22 protein-coding genes and 2 tRNA genes are annotated in these 19,631 nt (G+C 67.4%); 4 read left to right on the forward strand and 20 right to left on the reverse strand.

Going from position 1 to position 19,631, the window contains the following annotated elements:
- Positions 1-110 precede the first annotated feature (110 nt).
- Complete coding sequence (locus AB0E69_RS12615) at positions 111-518, forward strand: GNAT family N-acetyltransferase (RefSeq protein WP_360143337.1); 408 nt, start codon at positions 111-113, stop codon at positions 516-518.
- A gap of 445 nt (positions 519-963) precedes the next feature.
- Here AB0E69_RS12615 and AB0E69_RS12620 read toward each other — a convergent pair whose 3' ends face one another.
- The 4 genes from AB0E69_RS12620 to AB0E69_RS12635 form a co-directional block, all read right to left on the reverse strand.
- Complete coding sequence (locus AB0E69_RS12620; protein ID WP_360143339.1) at positions 964-1,923, reverse strand: alpha/beta fold hydrolase; 960 nt, start codon at positions 1,921-1,923, stop codon at positions 964-966.
- Positions 1,924-1,953: 30 nt separating this feature from the next.
- Positions 1,954-2,412: a hypothetical protein gene (locus AB0E69_RS12625; protein ID WP_360143341.1), complete on the reverse strand. Its 459-nt coding sequence runs from the start codon at positions 2,410-2,412 to the stop codon at positions 1,954-1,956.
- A gap of 20 nt (positions 2,413-2,432) precedes the next feature.
- On the reverse strand, positions 2,433-3,332 hold the full coding sequence (locus AB0E69_RS12630) for a hypothetical protein (protein ID WP_360143343.1): 900 nt from the start codon (positions 3,330-3,332) through the stop codon (positions 2,433-2,435).
- Between the two features lie 145 nt (positions 3,333-3,477).
- Positions 3,478-5,046 (reverse strand): LCP family protein, encoded by a 1,569-nt coding sequence (locus AB0E69_RS12635; protein WP_360143345.1) that lies wholly within the window; start codon positions 5,044-5,046, stop codon positions 3,478-3,480.
- Between the two features lie 273 nt (positions 5,047-5,319).
- Between AB0E69_RS12635 and AB0E69_RS12640 the strand changes: the two genes are divergently transcribed.
- Positions 5,320-5,409: transfer RNA gene (locus AB0E69_RS12640), tRNA-Ser, on the forward strand.
- Between the two features lie 193 nt (positions 5,410-5,602).
- Here the strand turns inward: AB0E69_RS12640 and AB0E69_RS12645 are convergent.
- A complete protein-coding gene (locus AB0E69_RS12645; RefSeq protein ID WP_360143347.1) occupies positions 5,603-6,487 on the reverse strand; it encodes an LLM class flavin-dependent oxidoreductase in 885 nt (294 codons plus the stop codon).
- A 155-nt stretch (positions 6,488-6,642) separates the two neighbouring features.
- Between AB0E69_RS12645 and AB0E69_RS12650 the strand changes: the two genes are divergently transcribed.
- Positions 6,643-6,897: a hypothetical protein gene (locus AB0E69_RS12650; protein WP_360143349.1), complete on the forward strand. Its 255-nt coding sequence runs from the start codon at positions 6,643-6,645 to the stop codon at positions 6,895-6,897.
- Here AB0E69_RS12650 and AB0E69_RS12655 read toward each other — a convergent pair.
- The 5 genes from AB0E69_RS12655 to AB0E69_RS12675 all read right to left on the reverse strand — a co-directional run bounded on the left by AB0E69_RS12655 (position 6,854) and on the right by AB0E69_RS12675 (position 12,897).
- Positions 6,854-7,270: a PPOX class F420-dependent oxidoreductase gene (locus tag AB0E69_RS12655; protein WP_360143351.1), complete on the reverse strand. Its 417-nt coding sequence runs from the start codon at positions 7,268-7,270 to the stop codon at positions 6,854-6,856. The genes AB0E69_RS12650 and AB0E69_RS12655 overlap by 44 nt on opposite strands.
- Positions 7,271-7,387: 117 nt before the next feature.
- Positions 7,388-9,274 carry a phosphoenolpyruvate carboxykinase (GTP) gene (locus AB0E69_RS12660; protein ID WP_360143353.1) on the reverse strand — a complete coding sequence of 629 codons (1,887 nt, stop codon included), beginning with the start codon at positions 9,272-9,274 and terminating at the stop codon, positions 7,388-7,390.
- A gap of 324 nt (positions 9,275-9,598) precedes the next feature.
- On the reverse strand, positions 9,599-11,011 hold the full coding sequence (locus tag AB0E69_RS12665) for a hypothetical protein (RefSeq protein ID WP_360143355.1): 1,413 nt from the start codon (positions 11,009-11,011) through the stop codon (positions 9,599-9,601).
- Positions 11,008-11,403, reverse strand: coding sequence for a hypothetical protein (locus tag AB0E69_RS12670; protein WP_360143357.1), 396 nt, complete (start codon positions 11,401-11,403; stop codon positions 11,008-11,010). The genes AB0E69_RS12665 and AB0E69_RS12670 overlap by 4 nt, the downstream gene beginning before the upstream one ends.
- A 939-nt stretch (positions 11,404-12,342) precedes the next feature.
- Positions 12,343-12,897: a hypothetical protein gene (locus AB0E69_RS12675; RefSeq protein WP_360143359.1), complete on the reverse strand. Its 555-nt coding sequence runs from the start codon at positions 12,895-12,897 to the stop codon at positions 12,343-12,345.
- An 81-nt stretch (positions 12,898-12,978) separates the two neighbouring features.
- On the opposite strand from AB0E69_RS12675, the gene AB0E69_RS12680 reads away from it, so the two are divergent.
- A tRNA-Arg gene (locus AB0E69_RS12680) sits at positions 12,979-13,051 on the forward strand.
- An 85-nt stretch (positions 13,052-13,136) separates the two neighbouring features.
- Here AB0E69_RS12680 and AB0E69_RS12685 read toward each other — a convergent pair.
- The 10 genes from AB0E69_RS12685 to AB0E69_RS12730 are packed head-to-tail and all read right to left on the reverse strand — an operon-like array spanning position 13,137 to position 19,598.
- Positions 13,137-14,498 (reverse strand): site-specific integrase, encoded by a 1,362-nt coding sequence (locus tag AB0E69_RS12685; protein ID WP_360143361.1) that lies wholly within the window; start codon positions 14,496-14,498, stop codon positions 13,137-13,139.
- Positions 14,498-14,674, reverse strand: coding sequence for a helix-turn-helix domain-containing protein (locus tag AB0E69_RS12690; protein ID WP_360143363.1), 177 nt, complete (start codon positions 14,672-14,674; stop codon positions 14,498-14,500). Before AB0E69_RS12690 ends, AB0E69_RS12685 begins: the two co-directional genes overlap by 1 nt.
- Positions 14,675-14,692: 18 nt before the next feature.
- The gene (locus tag AB0E69_RS12695) at positions 14,693-16,246 is read right to left on the reverse strand and encodes a replication initiator (protein WP_360143365.1); all 1,554 of its coding nucleotides are present in this window, start codon (positions 16,244-16,246) and stop codon (positions 14,693-14,695) included.
- Positions 16,243-16,443 carry a hypothetical protein gene (locus AB0E69_RS12700; protein WP_360143368.1) on the reverse strand — a complete coding sequence of 67 codons (201 nt, stop codon included), beginning with the start codon at positions 16,441-16,443 and terminating at the stop codon, positions 16,243-16,245. The genes AB0E69_RS12695 and AB0E69_RS12700 overlap by 4 nt, the downstream gene beginning before the upstream one ends.
- Positions 16,440-16,823, reverse strand: coding sequence for a WhiB family transcriptional regulator (locus AB0E69_RS12705; protein WP_360143371.1), 384 nt, complete (start codon positions 16,821-16,823; stop codon positions 16,440-16,442). Before AB0E69_RS12705 ends, AB0E69_RS12700 begins: the two co-directional genes overlap by 4 nt.
- Positions 16,820-18,232, reverse strand: a complete 1,413-nt coding sequence (locus tag AB0E69_RS12710; RefSeq protein WP_360143374.1) for an FtsK/SpoIIIE domain-containing protein — start codon at positions 18,230-18,232, stop codon at positions 16,820-16,822. Before AB0E69_RS12710 ends, AB0E69_RS12705 begins: the two co-directional genes overlap by 4 nt.
- Before the next feature lie 7 nt (positions 18,233-18,239).
- A complete protein-coding gene (locus tag AB0E69_RS12715) occupies positions 18,240-18,515 on the reverse strand; it encodes a hypothetical protein (RefSeq protein WP_360143377.1) in 276 nt (91 codons plus the stop codon).
- A 5-nt stretch (positions 18,516-18,520) separates the two neighbouring features.
- On the reverse strand, positions 18,521-18,790 hold the full coding sequence (locus tag AB0E69_RS12720) for a hypothetical protein (protein ID WP_360143379.1): 270 nt from the start codon (positions 18,788-18,790) through the stop codon (positions 18,521-18,523).
- Complete coding sequence (locus AB0E69_RS12725) at positions 18,790-19,170, reverse strand: hypothetical protein (RefSeq protein WP_360143382.1); 381 nt, start codon at positions 19,168-19,170, stop codon at positions 18,790-18,792. The genes AB0E69_RS12720 and AB0E69_RS12725 overlap by 1 nt, the downstream gene beginning before the upstream one ends.
- Before the next feature lie 14 nt (positions 19,171-19,184).
- On the reverse strand, positions 19,185-19,598 hold the full coding sequence (locus AB0E69_RS12730; RefSeq protein ID WP_360143384.1) for a hypothetical protein: 414 nt from the start codon (positions 19,596-19,598) through the stop codon (positions 19,185-19,187).
- Positions 19,599-19,631 lie beyond the last annotated feature (33 nt).

Genomic DNA, 19,631 nt, shown 5'->3' on the forward strand with positions numbered 1-19,631 from the left:
CCCGCCCATGGGTCGGCACCGCGGAGCTACTTCAACAACTCCACCTCGCCCCCGCACCCAGCTCGCGAACCACCACGTTCCGCGACCTGGTGCGGCGGGCATGGACCCACATGACCAAGATCTCTGTCCCTGACGCCGAGCTGCTGTCGCGCGCTGTCCAAACCTTCATGAACACGAACGCGGCACCCACCCACCTCGACGTCCCCGGCACCCTCACGCACGTCGCCACGACCGATACCGACGAGGTGGTCGGCTGGTGCTGGGGCTATCACCTCCACCGCCCGGACGGTACGTCGATGCTCTACCTCCACCAGCTGGAGGTTCTGGAGCCCCACCGTGGCCTGGGCATTGGCCGCGCCCTCCTAACCACTTTCATGCAGTCAGGCCGCACGGCCGGCGCCACCAAACTGTTCCTAACCACCGGAACCAACAACCACGCAGCCCGCCACCTGTACGACTCCTTGGGCGGCGGTCCGGCGACCCAAGGCCCCACCGTCAACTACTGGTTCCTGCTGTAAGGCTCAGCAGCTACGACCCTGCGTCATTCCCCTGCCGATATCAGCAGGATTCTGCCGATCCGGGAGGTGCCGGATGACCGTCGGCGACGACCACCTCGGTCGACCGGACACCCCGGCCACAGGCCCTCGGATGGTCGAGCATCTCGGCCGCTGCTCAACGAGGGACTCGGCACCGGTCGTCTGCTCGGTCGACTCCGGCTCTACCGGCTCCGGCTCTGCCGAGCGGCCCACATCTGCGCGTTCCCCGGGCGTGCCAGCCCCCGATCACCTGGTGCTCAGGTTGTGCGGGACGGCATGACCACGTGCTTTCACCCCGCGGCGGTAGCCGCGAAAACGCGTGCGGTAGCACGCAGGTACGGGTGGGTGGGAGCGGCTGCGTAGCACGCGACGAAGGAGCGGGCGTAGCGGGCGCGTGGGGTGATCACCTCTACCACTCATCACCTTGTCAGAGGTTGGTGGTGATTAGTTGGTAGATGGTGTCGTGGGCGCCGGGGAGGTCGTCGTGGCCGAAGTCGGGGTAGAGGTGGGTGGATTTGGGGCTGGTGAGTTTGTTGTAGGCGGCGAACTGGGTGGAGGGGGGACACGTTTGGTCTTCCAGGCCTACGAAGAGGGCTACTTCGGCGCGGATGCGGGGGGCCAGGTGCTGGACGTCGATGTAGCCGAGGGTGGTGAAGACCTCGTCCTGGCGGAGGTGCTGGGGGTCGCGTTTCTTGAACCAGGTGACGATTTCGTCGTACGGGGCCGTCTCCAGGTTCAGGTCCCAGGTGCGCTGGTAGTCGCAGAGGAACGGGAAGACGCTCGCCGTGTACTTGATCGACGGCGTGAGCGCAGCCGCGACCAGCGACAGCCCGCCGCCTTGGCTCCAGCCGGTGGTCGCGATGCGGGAGGCGTCGACCTCAGGCAGCCCGGCGATGATGTCCGTGAGTCGGCGCGTGTCCAGGAAGACGTGCTTGTAGAGCAGGCCGTCCGGCCCGTCGTCGAGGCCGTGGACCAGGTGGTTGTGCATCGAGAAGCTGTTCGCCGCCTGCGACGACGTACGGAACCCGACCTGTTCCCGCACATCCAGCGCCGCCACCGTAAACCCGCGCGCCGCGTACGGCAGCAGCTCCACCCACTTCGGCTGCTCCCCGCCGTACCCGTGGAACATCAGCACCGCAGGACCGGCAGGTTCCGCCGGCCGCACCACCTTCGCGTGCACGCGGTACCCATCGGTCCCGTTGAAGTACAGGTGCTGCGCAACCCCCGACCCCAGCGGAAAATCCGTAGCATCCACAAACTCCACCGAGGGGTCCACAGCATCGAGCGACGCCACCGACCGCTCCCAGAACGCGTCGAAGTCCCCCGGCCGCGGATTCGTACCCTGGTAAGCGATCAGCTCGTCATAAGACATCTCGAAGGACAGCACCGGCAACTCCTCACACTGGTCAGCGACGACTCATTCTGAGCGATCGCTGTCCTCGCCGGCGGTACCGTCCCAAATCCGGTACCCGTGCGCCGCGTTCAGCTTGTCCCGCAACGCCGCCTCCAGCATCGGTACCTGCTTCGGCGGCAGCCACGAGACCGGCAGCAGGATCGGGTGGTCGGGCTGCTTGGTCCGCAGCACGATCGCCTCGCCGTGCGTCGTCTCCACCCGGCCCACCTCGGTCACGTCCGTCCACGGCGTCCGTACGCCGCGCGCCTCGAGGTCGCCGTCTCGCAGCTTCGCGACCTTCGGCGGCCGGAGCAGGATCCACGCCCCGGCCAGCGCGACCATCGCGCCGAGCGTGACGAACACCGACACCGCCACCCCCGGCAGCCCGAACGCCCACAGCACCGCGGCCACCCCGAGAATGATCAGCCCGGCGGCCAGGATCCCCAGGAACCGCCCTGCCCGCATCCGGTACGTCGTCCGCATCGCCCCAGGATGTCACGGCGTCAGAACTCGTCGGTCTCCGACGTCGACGCGTTGCCGAACGGCGACTTGGTCAGGCTGATCGTCCAGTTGTACGAGCCGTCGAACCGGTCGTCGTACTTCTGGTACGAGCAGTTCTCGGTGAACCGCCGCCCGGCCGCGTCCCAGTTCGTCCCGGACTTGAAGTAGACCCAGTAGTCGCCGCGGATCCCGTTCAGCGTCGCGCTCTTGTTGGCCCGCACATAGATAGAGGCCTGCGGCTGCTTCGGACTGCTGTTCGTGACGACGATCACCACGTCCTCACCGGCGTTCGAGATCTTCAACGTCCCCGGGCCGCGCGACCCGGACCGCTGGATCACATCACCGTTCTCACCCCGCCCACCGATCACCGCCGGCGCGATCAGCTTCGGCGGTACGGAGGTCGCCCCGAAGTGAACACCCCGCCCGATCGCCTTCTGCACGCTCGCCACGAGCCCCGCATAAGCAGTCCGTACGCCGTTCTTCGCCTCGTACAGCCGGACCGCCTGCAGCTTCGGCAACCCGCAGCTCGTCTTGGTCTCCCCGGCCGTGGCCAGATTCGTACTGACGTCGCCGGCGTACCCGTCGAACGCGTCGAGGACGGCCGGGTGCGCCGCGACCAGACCGCGCGGCGGCGTGATCTTCGCCAGCGCCTTCGCCTCCAGGTCGACCGCGCCGGCGAGCAGCGCACGCGACGCGTCGAACTGCGCGACGGTCTTCGCGTTCATCACGCGGGTGACGTACGGCTTGAGGACCCGGTCGACGTTCGTCAACGCCCGCTGGTACATCGGGACCGACAACGCCACCGGCGCCGGCGGCTGCACCGGCGGCGCGCTGGACGGAGGCGCAGTCGACGTCGTCGTACTCGAAGTCGTACTCGAAGGAGCCGGCGCATCGCCGCTCACCGGGTCGCTGCTGCACCCAGCACAGACGAGTACCGCGACCACTGCCATCGAACGGCGCACAGCCACCCCCAGGTGTGACTCGACTCGCTACCGGGTTGATACTTTCCACCCGCGGAGTGATCCAGACCTGGTTGTCCTGTTGTTGTCAGTTGCCTGTCTGGCTCGGGTTGTACGCGCAGGCGTCGGCGAGGTTCTGTGCAGAGCCCGGTGTGACGGCCGGCTTGACCGGCTTCTTCGTCGACCCGCTGCCCGGCTTCTTGGTCGGCTTGGTGGTCGGCGTCGACGCGACCGACTTCGTCTTCGGCGCGATCGCGTTCTGGATGATCTCCTGCATCGCGGGGTAGTTCGGGTGCTGGCCGGTCGGGAAGTTCTTGCTCTTGTCCAGGTCGATGTTGCTGACCTTCGCGTTCTTCACCTTCAGCGCCAGCTGGATGAACGCCGGCAGGATCTCCTGCGGGATGTCGGTGCGCAGCAGCTGCTTCCCGGCCTTCGCGATCTGCTGGTACGACGTCACCAGCGCCTGCGGGTTCGCGCTGTTCACCAGCGCGTGGATCGTGCAGCGCTGCCGCTCCTGGCGGGACGGGTCGCTCAGGCCGTACCGGCCGCGGGCGAACCACAGCGCGTGATACCCGTCGAGCTTCTGGTTCGGACCCGGCTCGATGTACCCGCTGGGCTTCTTCTCGGTGTTCGACCCCGGGCCCTCGCCGTAGTCGCCGCCGATCGGGACCCGGTAGTTGACGTTCACGGTGATGCCGCCGAGCGCGTCGATGATCTGCCGGAAGCCGGCCAGGTTGACCTGCATGTAGTAGTCGATGTCCAGGCCGAGGGCCGCGCCCGCGGCCAGCTTGACCACGTCGGCTCCCATGTTGTCGGTCTGGCCGAGGACGCCCGGGTGCGCCTTCGGGATGTTGTCGTACATCGAGTCGAGGTAGTACTCCGGCTGCTCGGCCGGGCCGTTCGGGTCGTAGAACCCGTCCGGGTAGATCTTGTGCAGCGGCGAGTCCTCCGGGAACGGCATCCGCATCCAGTTCCGGCTGAGCGAGATCAGCGCGGTGTCACCGGTCTTGGTGTCGATGCTGGCCACGATCACGGTGTCGGTCCGCACACCGGTCCGGCCGACACCGTCGTCGGCGCCGAGCAGCAGCAGGTTCAGCCGGGGGGTGTTCGCCCACGGGTCCTTGGCGTTCACCTTCGGACGGGTCGCGCTCTTCGACTTGCCCTCGGACTGGAACACGCTGCCGACCAGGTCGCGCTGCGCCATCACGGTCTGCGCGGCGACGGTCGTCGGTACGGCGATCGCGAAACACAGCACCCCGACGAACAGCGAGCCGGCCAGCCGTCCGGTGTAGGTCATGCTCACCGGTCGGAGCAGCTTGTGGGACGCGACGACGACCCAGATCCAGGCGACTCCGAGCAGCACGACGGCCGCGGTCGCGATCAGGAGCTGACGCGGGGAGACCGCGAACGCGAGGATCGAGTCACGCTTGGTCAGGCCGAAGTACCCACCGATCAGCAGCAGGCCGATGCTGATCGTCAGCACGAACGCGCCGAGCTTCTTCCGGCCGCCCATCAGCAGGCCGGAGCCGGGGACGAGCGCGCTGAGCAGCGTGAGGCCGATCGCCTTCGAGGTGGTCCGGGCCCGCAGCGAACGTTGCCGGGACCGGGTTGCTCGAGGCGCTGACCTCCGTCCGGCTGCGCGTGTGCTCCGCGACATGGCTCCGTTCCCTGATCGACGACGTGGCGACCCTGCCCGGGCCGCGCGCAGCGGCCCACGCTACCTCTGACGCCCACGACAGCCGGTTGGTTGACGTGTGCTGGCGACCCCCGTCGATGCCCGCCAGATTACACATCCACAGGCCGACACACCCAAGGTCCCCACTCCACCACGTAGCGTGCCGAAATCTCCCTGGGACTCACTTTGCTCGTGGACGGCTCCAGCAGATACTCTTGGCCGTCGTCGTGTCCCCGCTGTTCGGGGATCGTCGGAGGAGGCGTCGCCTAGTCCGGTCGATGGCGCCCGCCTGCTAAGCGGGTTGAGGGTAATCCCCTCTCGCGGGTTCAAATCCCGCCGCCTCCGCTCCTGGGAGCTCCCTGCCCGCGAAGTGCGCGGGCCAGGGAGCTCCGGTGTGTCTTGTGGGGGTGCAACCCCCACACCCCGCCCGGCGGGGCTCCGCCCCCCGGACCCCCCGGCGCGCGGCCTGGGTGCGCCCACCGTTTGTCTTGCGGGGTCGCTTTGCGGGCCGGGCGGCCCGCTCGCTGGTGGGCTTGGGTTAGGACAGTTGCTGCTTTGCTTTGGCGATTTGTTCGACTGTGCGTGGGGTCATTGGTTCGGGGGAGACGATTAGGTGCTGGACGCCGAGTTGTTGGTAGCCCTCTAGGGCCTTGGGGAGTTGTTCGACCGGGATGGCGTTCGGGTGTGGGTCGGGTACGGGGGGCTGGTCGGGGTCCCGTACGACGATGCCGACCGTGGGGGCGACGGCCCCGGCCGGCCTGCCTGCGGTCTCCACTGCTTGGCGGAGGGATTCGAGGCGTTCCTCGACTCGTTCGTTGGGGGCGCCGTACCAGGCGGTGTTCCAGAGGTCGGCGTACTGGGCGATCAGTTGCATCATGCGGGGGCGGTGGCCGGCGATCAGGATCGGGATCTGGTGTGGGGGTGCTGGGTCCAGGGAGGCGTCTTGGGTCGTGTAGTACTGGCCGGAGAAGGTGACCGACTCGCCACGGATCATTCGGGCGACGATCTCCAGCCATTCCTCGAAGCGGCCGACGCGGTGGTCGGTGGGGAGGCCGAAGGCTTCGTACTCCGGGTCGTGCCAGCCGGCGCCGACGCCGAGGATCAGCCGTCCGCCGGACACCTCGTCCAGCGTTGCGGCCATCTTCGCCGTCAGGCCGGGGTCGCGGAACGATGCGCAGAGCACCATGTTCCCGCGCTCGACCCGGGTGGTGACCGCGGCGACCGTGCTCAGCATCGTCCAGCCGTCGTGCATGCCGTAGACCCGGCCGCCCGGGTCGCGGTAGAGGAAGTGGTCCGCCATCCAGACCGAGTCCAGCCCGCTCTGGTCGGCGGCCTCGGCCACCGCGCGGACGTCCTTCCAGCCCGGCATCGTCCCGCCCGGTCCGTCCTCGCCGCCGAGCGGCAGCATCACACCGATCTTCATGTGCTCAACGTACCCACAACCGCGCGGATCGGGTCCGAGTTGTGACGCCGCGGTGGCGTGTCCGAGACGCGGCCGGGACATTCCCGGGTAATGGACCAGACGCCCGGGTGCGCGGTCACGGTGAGGAGCGGGCCTCCATCTCCAAGGTGATGACGATGACGATCCTCGACGTACCGGCGAGCGCTTTCGACCCCCGCGCAATCCTCGGCCTCGGCCTGCCCGCACATGTCGACGTACTGCTCGACCAGGCCTGGACCTCCGCCTGGCTGATCGGCCGCCTGCACTGCGCCGACGGCTGGATCGCCCTGATCCAGTACGTCGACAGCACCGGCTACGAACGCACGGTACGCATACCTGCCGACCGTGTCAGCCTGCCCACGGTCCGACCCCACCGATCTTGTCGACGGTGATGCGCGTGAGGTAGCCCGGCGGATACTCGTCGCCGGGCAGGAAGTCCGCGTCCGGACCGACGTACACCTTCGCGAGCTTCCGCAGTACGTCGACCGCGCCACCCTCGACGATCCGCGCCGTCCCGGTGATCACGAGGTACTCCGCGAGCCCGTTCTCGTTGATGCGCCCGCTCTCGAGCGAGAGCACCACCCGCCCGTCCCGCCGGATGTTCTTCACCTTCCGGTTCTCCGGCAGGTGCGCGGAGACGAGCTCGTCCCCGTCCACATCCACCCACACCACCGACACCTGCGGACTGCCGTCCGGATTGATTGTCACCAGATGCGCCAACGCGCTGGACTCGAGCACACCGCGAGCGCTCTCAGGAATTTGCATGCGCTCAACGTACGTCCCACCGACGACTCTGACGAGGCAAATGCAGCGGCGCCCCGGCCTGGTAGACCGGAGCGCCGCTGTGGTTCGGGGCCGGCTTCCGACTCGGCCCCGAAGTCGTCAGGCCAGGCGGGCCTTGAGGTTGTCCAGCTCGACCTTGAGCTCGGTCGGGACGGTGTCGCCGAGCTTGCTGAACCACTCCTCGATCAGCGGGATCTCGGCCTTCCACTCCTCGGCGTCGACGGCGAGGGCGACATCGAGCTCGTGGCTGCCGAGGTCGAGGCCGGTGACGTCGAGCGAACCGGCGGTGGGGACCCGGCCGATCGGGGTCTCGACCGCGTCGGCCTGGCCCTCGATCCGGTCGATGATCCACTTCAGCACCCGGCTGTTCTCGCCGAAGCCCGGCCAGACGAACTTGCCGTTCTCGTCCTTGCGGAACCAGTTCACGTAGAAGATCTTCGGCAGCGCGGACGCGTCGTGCTCCTTGCCGACGCTCAGCCAGTGGTCGAAGTACTGCCCGGCGTCGTACCCGAGGAAGGGCAGCATCGCCATCGGGTCGCGGCGTACGACGCCGACCTGGCCGACGGCCGCGGCCGTGGTCTCCGACGACAGCGTCGCGCCCATGAACACCCCGTGCGCCCAGTCCCGCGACTCGGTCACCAGCGGCACCGTCGTCGCGCGCCGGCCGCCGAAGATGATCGCGGAGATCGGTACGCCGTTCGGGTCGTCGTACTCGTCGGCGATGATCGGGCACTGCTTGATCGGCGTGCAGAACCGGCTGTTCGGGTGGCTGGACAGCTCACCGTTGCCGGGCGTCCACTCGCGGCCCTTCCAGTCGGTCAGGTGGTTCGGCGGGGTCGGCGAGTAGCCCTCCCACCAGACGTCGCCGTCGTCCGTGAGCGCGACGTTGGTGAAGACCGAGTTGCCCTTCTCGATGGTGCGCATCGCGTTCGGGTTCGTCTTCCAGCCGGTGCCGGGGGCAACGCCGAACAGGCCGAACTCCGGGTTCACGGCGTACAGCCGGCCGTCCTTGCCGAACCGCATCCAGGCGATGTCGTCGCCGAGCGTCTCGACCTCCCAGCCGTCGATTGTCGGGTCGAGCATCGCCAGGTTGGTCTTGCCGCAGGCGCTCGGGAACGCGGCCGCGACGTAGTGCACCTTCTTCTCCGGCGAGATCAGTTTCAGGATCAGCATGTGCTCGGCCAGCCAGCCCTCGTCGCGCGCCATCGCGGACGCGATCCGGAGCGAGTAGCACTTCTTGCCGAGCAGCGAGTTGCCGCCGTACCCGGAGCCGTACGACCAGATCGCCCGCTCCTCGGGGAACTGGACGATGTACTTCTCGTCGTTGCACGGCCACGGGACGTCCTTCTGCCCGGGCTGCAACGGCGCGCCGACGGAGTGGAGGCAGGGGACGTACTGCGCGTCGGTCCCCATCTTGGCCAGTACTTCGGCGCCCGTGCGGGCCATGATCCGCATCGAGGCGACGACGTACGCCGAGTCGGTGATCTCGACGCCGAACATCGGCTGCTCTGCGGTCAACGGGCCCATGCAGAACGGGACGACGTACAGCGTCCGGCCGCGCATCGAGCCGCGGTACAGCTCGGTCATCAGCGCCTTCATCTGCGCCGGGTCCATCCAGTTGTTGGTCGGACCGGCGTCCTTCTCGTGCTTGGAGCAGATGAACGTGCGCTGCTCGACCCGCGCGACGTCGCTCGGGTCGGTGCGGGCCCAGAACGAGTTCGGCTTCTTCTCGTCGTTCAGCCGGACCATGGTGCCGGCGGCAACCAGTTCACCGGTGAGCTTCGCGTACTCCGCGTCCGACCCGTCCACCCAGTGGATCCGGTCCGGCTGCGTGAGCTCCGCGACCTCGGCCACCCACCGCAGTAGGGCGGTGTGCCGGGTCGGTGCGTCGGTGAGGTCGTACGGCGCGAGGGCTGCAGGGAGGGGGTTCCGGGTGGTGTCTGGGGCGGCGGTCTCGGTATGGGTCGGGTCGGCGGTAGTCGTCATGCGCGGCTCATTCCCTCTCGGCTGTCGGCCCGGCGCCGACCGGCCCCTCGACGCTGAAAGGCGGGTACGGCGACCGGCCACCGGGGTCTCCGGTGGTTCGATCCAGCTGGCTGGCGGTGTGATCTGTCGCATACCAGTCGATCCAGTGGATACATACCAGTGTGCAAGTGGTACTAACGGTACGCGAACCGGCGGGTGTCTGAGAACCCCCTCCACGTGAATCCGGTCACAAAGTTTTCGCGACAATCGCTTTCCGGTGGAGCTTGTGAAAAAGAGAACGGCCCGCGCTCGATGCGCGGGCCGTTTCCGGAGATTTTGCGGTTGTCAGCTGGTCTGGTGCCAGATGTCGTTGACGACGCGCTGGATGTCGGCCGCCTCGTTCGTGGCGCCGAAGACGTGGGTGCCGACCAGCCACCACTGGCCGACGCTCTGGAACACGTGCGTCATGGAGATCGCGTACGGCGCGGTCGAGGTCGGGGTGGAGGTGGTCGCGGTCAGCCAAGTGGTCGAGTCCTTGGCGGTGGCCGGGACCGGGGCCTTGTAGATCTTCGTCCACTGCTGGTCGAACGACGAGCGGTCGGCGAGACACTGCTTGAGGCTCGCGCAGGGGTGGAGAGCGATCTGGGCGTGGAAGAGGTTGGGCACGGTGCCGTTGAGGTTGGCTCCGGTCTGGACGCGGCGGAGGATGAGCGTCGAGGACTCGCCGTCGAAGGCGACTTGCGGCGGGCGAGGCCAGCCGAACGCGAAGGGAAGCTGGGCGTTGGCGATGACCTGGACGTCGGCGTTGGCTGGGTAGGTGGCGCCGAAGATGCCCTTGGATCCGTCTGGTCGTTTGTAGGCGGCTGTCGTGGGGCGGGGGACCGGCGGCAGCAGGACGGTGGATGGGTAGGGCTTGGGGCTGACGGCTTGCGGCGGTGGGGCGGCGGCCGGCTCGTCCTTCACGGCACTACCGACCGCGGCACCGACGGAGTAGGCGATGGTGAAGACGATGAGGACCACTACGGCGACTACGGCATAGATCCAAGACCCAATCTTCTTGCTGTACTCCTCGATGGCCCCACTAGTCGTTGCCCCCGGCCCCGGCTGGTGCGGTTGGCCAGCGCGTGACTGGTCGGCTGGTACGTGGTCGGCGCCTCCGTGGGTGCCCGCTACCCCGCCCGTTGTTGCCTGTCCGGTCGCTGGATCGCCGGCTGCTACGTTGCTGGCTGTCCCGGAGTCCGCGTATGACGGGAACCCGGCCGAGGCGCCGTACTCGCTGCCGGCGGAGGGAGCGGCGTACGTGCTCTCGGCCGGCGGGCCGGCGTACGGGCCGTCGGCTGGACGAGCGGCGTACGTGCTGTCGGCTGGTGGGAGGGTCGGCGGCGTTGCGCCGTACTGGCTGAGGCGGTCGCGGACCGCCTGGAGGGTGCCGTCGTCGTTGCCGATGATGCCGTCGAGCGGGTCGACCACGCGCTCGGCGCCGGTCTGGCCGGGGACGAGTTGCGTGATCGCGTACGGGCGGGCGGAGTTGAAGTTGGCGGCCCAGAGCGGCGTCTCGTGCTGACCCGGTACGAGCGCGGCGTCGCGACTGGCCTCGGTCAGCCTCGCGAGGACCGCCGGATCGTTGGCGCCGTCGGCGGTCAGCACCAGGGCAACGATCTCCATCCCAGTGAAGGTGCGACCGTGCCACAGCTCAGCCAGCGGATGGACCAGCAGCTGCTGGTCCAGCTGATAGCCGGGAATCTCCGGCGCACTCACTTGCTCTCCCAGATCGCTCGATCGGCCACGTCGAGCGCGGCTTCCTGTGCAACGTCACCGGTGATCGGGTTGGCCGTGTATTCCACTCCGACGACGATGTCGGCCCGCTGGACGAGTACTCGCACCGACCAGGCCTCACCCGCCTTACCGCTCTCGGCGCGAATCGCCTTGGTCGGGTACGGACGTCCTTCAAGATTGTTGAGCGGCGACCGGGTGAACGTCTTCCGCGCGATCTGCTCCGGCGTCAACGGATCGTTCCCCGCACCCGCCTCCTGCCCCGCGTACGGCGTGATCGTGACCTTCAGCGTCGCCGCGGTGTACGCCTGCACCTGGTCGCGATTGCTCCGCGCCTCACAGGTGGCCGACGTACTCCCACTCTGCACCAACGGCACCGCACTCGATGCCTTAGGCAACAGCTTGGAAACATCCCCGATCCGCCGGCACAAATCCCCCGGCAACACCCGCGCCGGCAGCACATCCGCCGGCCTCACAGGCTCCCCCACCGCAAACCCGATCCCACCCCCAACCACCGCAGCCACCGCACACCCAATCGCCGCCCTCCGCCCAACCCGCCCAGCCATACCTCCGACCCTAGCCACGCAAAGGTCCTCCCTAACCATCAGACGCGCCCCTTAGACGACCCCCCACTCCCACCAGTTCCAACCACCACCCCACCCACCTGCCCTGCACCCGCCCATCACCAGCCGTACTACGCACGCTCCACGCCCGCCGGCTATGCACCGCTCGTTTCCAGCCGTGCTGTACGCGCTCAACGCACCTGCTACGCACCGCTTGTTCCTAGCAGTGCTACGCGGTCCTCATGCGCTTGCCACGCGCGGCTCGTCCTCGCCGTGCCACGCAGCAGCTCCCACACTCGGTTGCGCGCTGCCGCGCGGTCTGCGGACTGCCACCCGCGTGCGACCGCCTCGTGTGACCCGACCGCATTACCAAGGCGACCTGCGGCGAGGCGCGTGCCATAGGCCCGTTCCGTTCCGCCGTCAGGCAGAACGACCACCCTGCTCGCGGTGCCAAGCCTCCAGCTCCGCACCACACGGACGTATCCGGGAGCACCCGCCTCGTCGCACCTTGGGCGGCGCTGCACAGCACGACGTACCCGAGGCTGCTGCCCGCCTGACGTACCTGGGCGGGCGCTGCTCGCGACATAGCCGGGGGTGCTGCCGCCGCGAGTACCTGGGTGGGCGCTGCACACCGCGACGTACCGGAGTGTTGTAAACCCCGATGTGCCGGGGTGCCGCACCCGCGACGTACCAGGCGTGCCGCGGCGTTCGGCGTACCACGTCGTGTTGCGGGCCTCGGCGTACCAGCCTCGCTCAGTCCAGGAGGGTTTTGACGGAGCCGCCGGACTCGGAGAGTTTGGTGCCGAGGCCCTTGAGTGCATCGCCGACCGTTGCCAAGATCCCCGAGAGGTCCTGCAGGTTGCTGGCCAGGCTCTCGAGCTCGGTCGCGACGCCGCCGATCTGACTGCTTCCGTCGTTCAGCTTCTTCGCTGCCGCGTCACCGATCCCCGGGATCTTGTCCAGCTCACCCGCCAGCCCGGCCAGCATCCCGGCCGCGTCCTTCAGCTTGTCCTTGGCGGCGTTCATCGTGTTCGCGCTCCCGGCCAGCGCCTTCCGCGCGCCACCCTCGCCGTCGTCACCGACCAGCGCCCCGGCCGCCTTCCCCGCCTGCTCCCCGGCCTCGGCCAACCCCGACCCGATCGTCTTGAGCAGCTCCGGCAGCTTCCCGATGATCCCGATCGCGTCGTCCGGCAACCCCCGAACCAGGTTCAGCACCTTCTGGAAGTCGTCCGAGTTCTCCATCACGAACCCGACCGCCTTCTTCACATCCCCCAGATCCCGCCCACCCAGCAAGTCCTCAATACCCATGCCCCGGATGCTAGAGCCACCCTCCCCGAGCCGATTGGCCTACACCCACCCCCGCCATGTATCGTTACTCGACGTTGTCCAGCGCTCGTAGCTCAACGGATAGAGCATCTGACTACGGATCAGAAGGTTGGGGGTTCGAATCCCTCCGAGCGCGCAAGCAAAACCCCAGGTCAGCCAGGTGGATGACCCGGGGTTCTCGCTTTTCTGAGGGTGGTTGACCCCCACGGCTGACCCCAACGTCACTCGCCGTCCTGCTCGAACAGGAACCCGAGCTTGTCCACCGCTCCCCGTTGAAGATCCTCCGCCACGTCGACGTAGATGGTCTTCGTCGTACGGGGGTCCTCATGCCCGAGAATGTCCTGAATCTGCTCCAGCGGGACGCCTTGGCTCCAGAGCAGCGAGGCACAGGAATGCCGGAGATCGTGAAAGCGAATACGCCGGACGCCGCTCACCGCGCAGAGCTTGTCAAAGTGTCGGTTGATGTTCCGAGGCTCGAACGGCGTCCCGATGCTCGTGGTGAACACGAAGCCGCCCTCCTTCCAGGACCGGCCAGCTTCCTCACGGTCCGAACTCTGCGCACGACGGTGAGCATGGAGAACCTTGAGCAGCGGCGCTGGAAGCGGGATGACGCGTGCGGACCCGTCGGTTTTGACCGGACCGAGTTGCAGTTCACCGTTCACGCGGTGCAAGCCGTGACGAACTCTGATCAGCCCGTTGTCCAAGTCAACGTCCGACCACCGGAGGCCGAGTGCTTCACCCCGCCGCAGGCCCACGGAGAGCGCCACCGCGTACAGGGCGTACAGCGGTTCGTCGCGAACTGCCGAAAGGAATTGCTGAGCCTCAGCCGGAGTCCAGGCCACGAACTTCGGACGGTACTTGTGATCCATCCGAAGCTTCTTGGCGACGTTCTCACTGAGAAGTTCATCCTCCGAGACCGCGTCCTGCATCAGTGCCCGCAGAAGTCGGTGTAGGTACCGGACAGTGCCATCGGAGACCACTGACCGGCAACACTCCTTCGGGGTCCTGGCGCAGCATCGAGCCCCCTCGATCTTCCGAGCGTTCTTCCGGGATGCTTTACGTGCGCGCTTGGTACGCAGCACCTCCGCTCGATCCTCGCGGGCTTGGTCCTTGCCCTGGGCGCAGCACTGGCAGGTTTGCTTGAGCTGGAAGAACCCCCGGCGAATGTCGTTCGGCCGAAGACCTGTCAGCTTCTTCTTGCCGAACAGCGGAGTCAGGTACATCCGGACCAGCCACTCGTAGCTGGCGAAGGTCGTATCCCGAACTCGGTGTCGCGCGTGCTCTTCGAGCCAGTAGGCCATGTACTCGCCAACCGTCTGTGACGTGGACGCGACTCGCTTGCCGGACATCGTGTCGGCCTGCAACTTGGTCAGCTTTGTGTGCACGTCGTCCCAGGACTTGCCGTAGACGCTCTGCCGGATCTCGCGTCCGTCCGTGGTGATGACGTACGCCCGGCCCTCCCAGCGGCCGTCTGACCGCTCTCGGATGTTGCCCTCACCGTTGACGTTGCGACGGCCCTTCGTGGACTTGTTCGCACGCTTGGGGTCCTCGTCTGGAAACGCAAGCGCGGTCACGGTGCCCATCAGGCGGCGTCCGCGATAAGCGATCGGACGTAGTCCCGAACCGACTCGACGGGTACTCGCCGACCGTTGCGGACCTTGACGCTGAGCAGTTCCCTCTCCTTGATCAGCCGGTAGACAGTCCAGCGCGAAACCTTCAGCAGCTCGGCCGCTTCCTCCACTCTCAACAGAGCTTCCATCGTGCTCATCCCCTCGTGTCATGCCGCCGAGGTGGCGGGGTCGTGGTCAGTTGCCGAATTGGTGTCGTCGACGGCGGGTCCGGCGCGTTTGGCTTGCTCGTAGTCGGTTCGCCAGCGGATGCGTTCGTTGATGCCTCTGGTCATGAGTCCGTGCCAGGTGGGCAGGTCGTCGTCGTTGGCTCGGTCGACGGGTTCCCAGATGAAGCGGGGTGTGCCGTCCTCGAGGGATTCGGTCGCGGCGCAGCGGTTGGTGTCGTGCATGTCGACACCGGCAGCGGCCAGGGTTTGGCGGACGACTTCGGCGCGGTCGGCTTTGTGGTCTGACAGCGTCTTGCCGGTCCACCGGCGCGATACCAGGACGCGGCGGCCACCCAACCCCAGGTGATGCCGGTCGTGGCATTTGGAGGGGCACCAGCCGGGCCGCATGCCAGCTTCCGCGCCCTGTGGCTGGACGGCGTACCGGAGCCAGTTGGAGCAGGTCGGAGAGCAGGGCAGCCACCGGACTTCGCGGTGGAGCCGGTCGAGGTGGATCGCCTGCACTGTGGTGATCTCGTCGTCGTCGCCGTAGGTGTCGGCGATGGACTTCGCGAGGTACTTGGTCAGGTAGCCGATCGCCTGGCCGACCTTGTCGTCAGCCGTGCCGATGATGCCCTGATAGTCGAGCTGGGTCCCGAGCTTGACCACGTGCGCGGGAGTCGCGGCCGGGTCGTCACCGATGGCGTCAAGCGCCTCGTCCCAGGTGGGCAGGGGTGCGCTGTCGATCGGGTCGACAAATCGGCCGGCTAGCTCGTCCCAGCGGGGCAGCTCGTCACCGACGTACACCGGGCGCTCGCATTGCGGCCACCACAGTTGGTGGTAGGTGGCGGCGGCAACGTCCTTGACTGTTTGGCGTGGGATGACGCCCCGGACGGCGGCGTGCAGGTGTGGTGCGAGGCGGCGTTGTGCTTCGACGGTGGCGAAGTACTGGACCTTGTACCCGGCACACCGGCGCAGGTTCTGCCAGAACCGGTCCACGATCTTGGGGAAGTGCAGCGCGTCCATCGCGGCCCGGTGGTAGTCGTAGGAGTCCGGGTCAGCCGGGGTGCCGTCAGGGCGGACCTTGCCGTACGACGGAAGGGTCAGCGTGAGGAACATCGACGGCCGGTAGGTCTGCCCGTTCGAGCCGGTGAAGGTGGTGCCAACGGTGCGGTTCTCCATCGGCACCCGGGGCAGGTCCGGAGCATCCTGGCGGCGGCGGGTCGAGCGGACACGACGCGCGGTTTCGTCGTCGTCGCCCTGGTCGTCGGCCAATTCCGCGGGAAGGTCCTCGACCGGGTCGTCAGCGTCGTCGAGGGGGATCTCGTCGTCTCGGTGCCATCCCTCGCGGCACTGCTGCATGCGGAGCCTGCGAGCCCGGTCAGCGCACGGTGGGCACTGGCGGTGCTGTGTGGAGCCGCACGGGATCGGTACGACGGATTGCTCACCCGTAGCGGTGTCAGTCATCCGCGAGAGCACCGGGCGAACGCAGACGCCGTTGCGCACGGCAAGCTCATGGAGTACGTCGGGAGCGACTTGGCCAAGGGTGGAGATCATCGGGGACCATCTCCCCGCCGTGGCTGGTCTCGGTCACCGGCCCACGGGATCCGCGCCGTGAGGTAGACGCGGACACCCGAGGAGCCATGGTTGGGGTAGATGCGGTGTGAGCCGGTGAAGTCGAACACCACTGCGAGGACCTTCAGCATGATCTCGATCTCTGTGGGGTCGCCGGAGACGCGGAGGCGGACGGTCATGACGCCTGCCTCCACAGCAGTTCCGGGAGCAGCGTGGACCGGTCGAGGGCGTCGACGATCGGGACACCGGCAGCAATGTCGGTTCGGATTACGTCGCGCTGAATCTCGGTCGTGCCGCCCCAGACGCCGAACTCCTCATCGTTGGCGAGTGCGGAGGCGAGGCAGGAACGGCGGACCGGGCAGAACCCGCACCGGTCGAGCGCGGCGGCGGTGGCCTGACCTGGCTCGGGAAAGCAGGAGTCGTCAGCGACCGAGCGGCATTCGCCCATCGACTGCCAGCCGGGGACGGTGTACGCGCCGATCTCGGCTCGCTGGTCGACGGTCAGGGTCGGGGTCTCGAAGACGAGTTCGAGCTGGCCGGGGATCTCGCGGACCTTCATGCTGCCTCTCCCGTCTCGGGGTTGTCGGTGGTGTTGCCGGGGGCATCGATTGAGTGGAGGACCCGGCGCGGCCGGTAGTCGCGGGCCATGACGCGGATCTCGTCGTCGGTGACGTAGGCGGCGCGGACCCTGACGGCGTGGGCTTGGCCTTCCATGAGGACGTAGCCGATACCGGGCAGGGATCGGGGGATCGAGTCGCAGAGCGCGCCGTTGTCCCAGGCGTCATCACCGAGCACCATGTCGACCTCAGTGGCCTTGCCGAGCCGGAGCGCGATCTTGTCGGGGAACAGGTCGCGCCACTCACAGACTCGCTTGGTGACGTCTTGCACGGCGGCCAGGACGTGGAAGCCGGGAGCGCGGCCCTTGGTCAGCAGCAGACCGAGCGCGTTCTCAGCACGACCCTGGAGACGCCGGTCAGGTTGGAGCGCCGTCAGGGTCGCCAGCTCGTCCACGACCACCATCACGAGCGGTGTCGCGGTCGTCGGGTTGAACTTCCGGGTCGTTCCGCGCAGCCGCCTGCACCGCTCGTCCATGTCGTTCGCGGCGTCTTCGAGCAGCGCCACCATGGCTTCGTAGTCGTCGCGTTCGTAGCGGGTGAACAGGTCTTTGCCGAACTCCAGTTCCATCCCGCCCTTGGGGTCGACGGCCCAGATCTCAACCAGTCCGGCACGGATGAACGGAGCGAGTGCCCGCAGCGTCGACCAGATGATCGAGCCCTTGCCCGAGCCGGTCGCGCCAGCGATGAAGACGTGAGAGCCACGGACCCGCAGCCGCCAGGGGGTGCCGTCGTCGGCGTACCCGATGACCAGCCCATCGAGGATCGCCGGATCAAGAGACTCAGTGACCGGGATCGCGGGAATGGTTGCCTGCAAGGGATTGCGCATCTCCAGGTCGAGCCAGATCCGGCCAGGACGGTCCTTGCGGACCCGGGCATCGAGAGCGCGCATCGACTCCGCCAGGTGGATCCTCTTGTCGTCGAGTTCCTTGCTCGTGAGCCCGACCGGGAGCTGAAGAAGGAGCCGGTCGACGCTGGGGGTGTAGCGCAGTTTCACGATCCGGGGACGCATCACCCGGCCGGTGGTCTCGTCAGTGATCCCGAGGCCACATCGCCCCATCCAGAACCGCCAGGCCAGGCCGTAGCGGATCCAGCGGCGGTACCACTGCACGGCCGGGATCCAGACCAGCCGGTTGAACGAGGAGCGGTGCTTGAGCCGCCAGGCAAATCCGCCGGCCAAAACGAGGACCAGGACGGAGATGCGGACGAGCCAGCCCCACCGAGACACCTGCACGGCCACCACGGCGGCGACCAGGAGGGGACCGGTGAGGCCCGGTCGGCGCAGCAGCGCGAACACCAGGTACGCGAGGGTCTTAACCAGCCGCCCCAGTACTTGAGCCAGTTTGGTAACCATGCGCTCATCAGCCCCGTCCTCGTTCGTGCTTGTGGAATCGCCGTTCGACCGTGAGCAGTTCCGCGCCTGCCCGTTCCAGGGACCCCATCGCGAGGACGCAGCCTCGTGCCGCGTCGGGATCCGGTGCGTTCACGAGAAGCCGGTTGGCCTTCTGCAGAACAGATCTGGCGTCGTCGAGCTGGTTCATCAACCGGTGCAGTTCGACGATCGCGTCTAGGTCGTTGTCGACACCGAGCGCCTTGGCCCAGGCGACCAGGAGCCGCCCCTTCGGAGTGACAGCCATGGGTGTCACCGCCTCTCGTGGATCCGGAAGCCGCGCAAGGCGTCCTCGACCGCGATGACCGACAGATCAATCCGGCCCAGCGCCTTGCTCAGCTCGCCTTGCAGGTCCTTGCTCGGAACACCAGACACGGCGCGGGCCGTAGACCGGACCCGGTCCTGTCCGTCGAGCAGCCGACCGAGCAGCCGCTGAAGGACGCCAACCGCCTCGTCATCGTTGGCGACCCCCAGCGAGTCAGCCCACACGTCCAAGTCACGCCGAGTCGCGAAGAGTGGCATCAGATCCACCCCTCGGCGTACAGCAACCGGGAACCCGATGCGTCGAACGAGTCGTCGTCGTCTTCGTCCTCGTCGTCCTGGAAGTCGTCCGCATCGTCGTCGAGCGGGTTGTCCTCGACGGTTGGGTCATCGTGCCGTTCCCAAGCGGTGCCGTTGGTGAGCATCGACGTGAGCGACTGCCGAGCCTCTGCCACCAGGTTGCCAAGGCGATCCAGGTCGGACAGCTCGTGAGTCATTACCGCGATCTCTCCGGCACCGTCGCCGATCTGCATCGACACGAACGGCTCACCGGTGGTGTGGGGGAAGCTGGACACCTTGAGGCCGGTGGTCGGCCGAAGGTGGACTCCGACCGAGATCCGTGCGGTGAGTTCGTCGTACATGGTCGTCACCGCTCTCAGGCCGCAGACTTGTTCTGGCCCGGAGCGTTCTTCGGAGCCTTGACGCCCTTGGCCCGGAACGACCAAGCCAGGCGCGCACGGCCGTTCGAGTCCGATACGTACGGCGTCGCGGTCAGACCCTCGAACTCGACCGGGGTGAACGGCACACCCGGCATCGGCGGGGGGAGAACCGGCTGCTGCAGGGACAGGATCTTGACCGACAGCGAGCGGTCAGCCTTCCGAGCCTCCGGGTCGCCGTCCAGGACATCGACCGACCAGACGTTGAGGCCGGTCTCCTCGTCGACCGAGTACACGGGCCGGTCCTTCGTCGACCGGTCGAAGTCTCGGACCTGAGTTACCTCGGAGACCGCGAACACGCCGTACGGGAAGACAGCGCCGAACTCCACCGTGAGCTTGCGGGGCATCGCCATGATGTGATCTCGCCTTCACTCTTCGATTCGTAC

Source organism: Kribbella sp. NPDC026611, from assembly GCF_040638345.1.
In the GTDB taxonomy this organism is placed as follows: Bacteria; Actinomycetota; Actinomycetes; order Propionibacteriales; family Kribbellaceae; genus Kribbella.

Coding starts and splice junctions, on each gene's coding strand:
- AB0E69_RS12705 (WP_360143371.1), bottom strand. CDS start 16,823: ATGAAGGTCCGCGAGATCCCCGGCCAGCTCGAACTCGTCTTCGAGACC.
- AB0E69_RS12720 (WP_360143379.1), bottom strand. CDS start 18,790: ATGCCACTCTTCGCGACTCGGCGTGACTTGGACGTGTGGGCTGACTCG.
- AB0E69_RS12685 (WP_360143361.1), bottom strand. CDS start 14,498: ATGGGCACCGTGACCGCGCTTGCGTTTCCAGACGAGGACCCCAAGCGT.
- AB0E69_RS12690 (WP_360143363.1), bottom strand. CDS start 14,674: ATGGAAGCTCTGTTGAGAGTGGAGGAAGCGGCCGAGCTGCTGAAGGTT.
- AB0E69_RS12730 (WP_360143384.1), bottom strand. CDS start 19,598: ATGGCGATGCCCCGCAAGCTCACGGTGGAGTTCGGCGCTGTCTTCCCG.
- AB0E69_RS12660 (WP_360143353.1), bottom strand. CDS start 9,274: ATGACGACTACCGCCGACCCGACCCATACCGAGACCGCCGCCCCAGAC.
- AB0E69_RS12625 (WP_360143341.1), bottom strand. CDS start 2,412: ATGCGGACGACGTACCGGATGCGGGCAGGGCGGTTCCTGGGGATCCTG.
- AB0E69_RS12615 (WP_360143337.1), top strand. CDS start 111: ATGACCAAGATCTCTGTCCCTGACGCCGAGCTGCTGTCGCGCGCTGTC.
- AB0E69_RS12700 (WP_360143368.1), bottom strand. CDS start 16,443: ATGACCGTCCGCCTCCGCGTCTCCGGCGACCCCACAGAGATCGAGATC.
- AB0E69_RS12675 (WP_360143359.1), bottom strand. CDS start 12,897: ATGGGTATTGAGGACTTGCTGGGTGGGCGGGATCTGGGGGATGTGAAG.
- AB0E69_RS12725 (WP_360143382.1), bottom strand. CDS start 19,170: ATGTACGACGAACTCACCGCACGGATCTCGGTCGGAGTCCACCTTCGG.
- AB0E69_RS12695 (WP_360143365.1), bottom strand. CDS start 16,246: ATGATCTCCACCCTTGGCCAAGTCGCTCCCGACGTACTCCATGAGCTT.
- AB0E69_RS12635 (WP_360143345.1), bottom strand. CDS start 5,046: ATGTCGCGGAGCACACGCGCAGCCGGACGGAGGTCAGCGCCTCGAGCA.
- AB0E69_RS12655 (WP_360143351.1), bottom strand. CDS start 7,270: ATGCAAATTCCTGAGAGCGCTCGCGGTGTGCTCGAGTCCAGCGCGTTG.
- AB0E69_RS12650 (WP_360143349.1), top strand. CDS start 6,643: ATGACGATCCTCGACGTACCGGCGAGCGCTTTCGACCCCCGCGCAATC.
- AB0E69_RS12710 (WP_360143374.1), bottom strand. CDS start 18,232: ATGGTTACCAAACTGGCTCAAGTACTGGGGCGGCTGGTTAAGACCCTC.
- AB0E69_RS12645 (WP_360143347.1), bottom strand. CDS start 6,487: ATGAAGATCGGTGTGATGCTGCCGCTCGGCGGCGAGGACGGACCGGGC.
- AB0E69_RS12715 (WP_360143377.1), bottom strand. CDS start 18,515: ATGGCTGTCACTCCGAAGGGGCGGCTCCTGGTCGCCTGGGCCAAGGCG.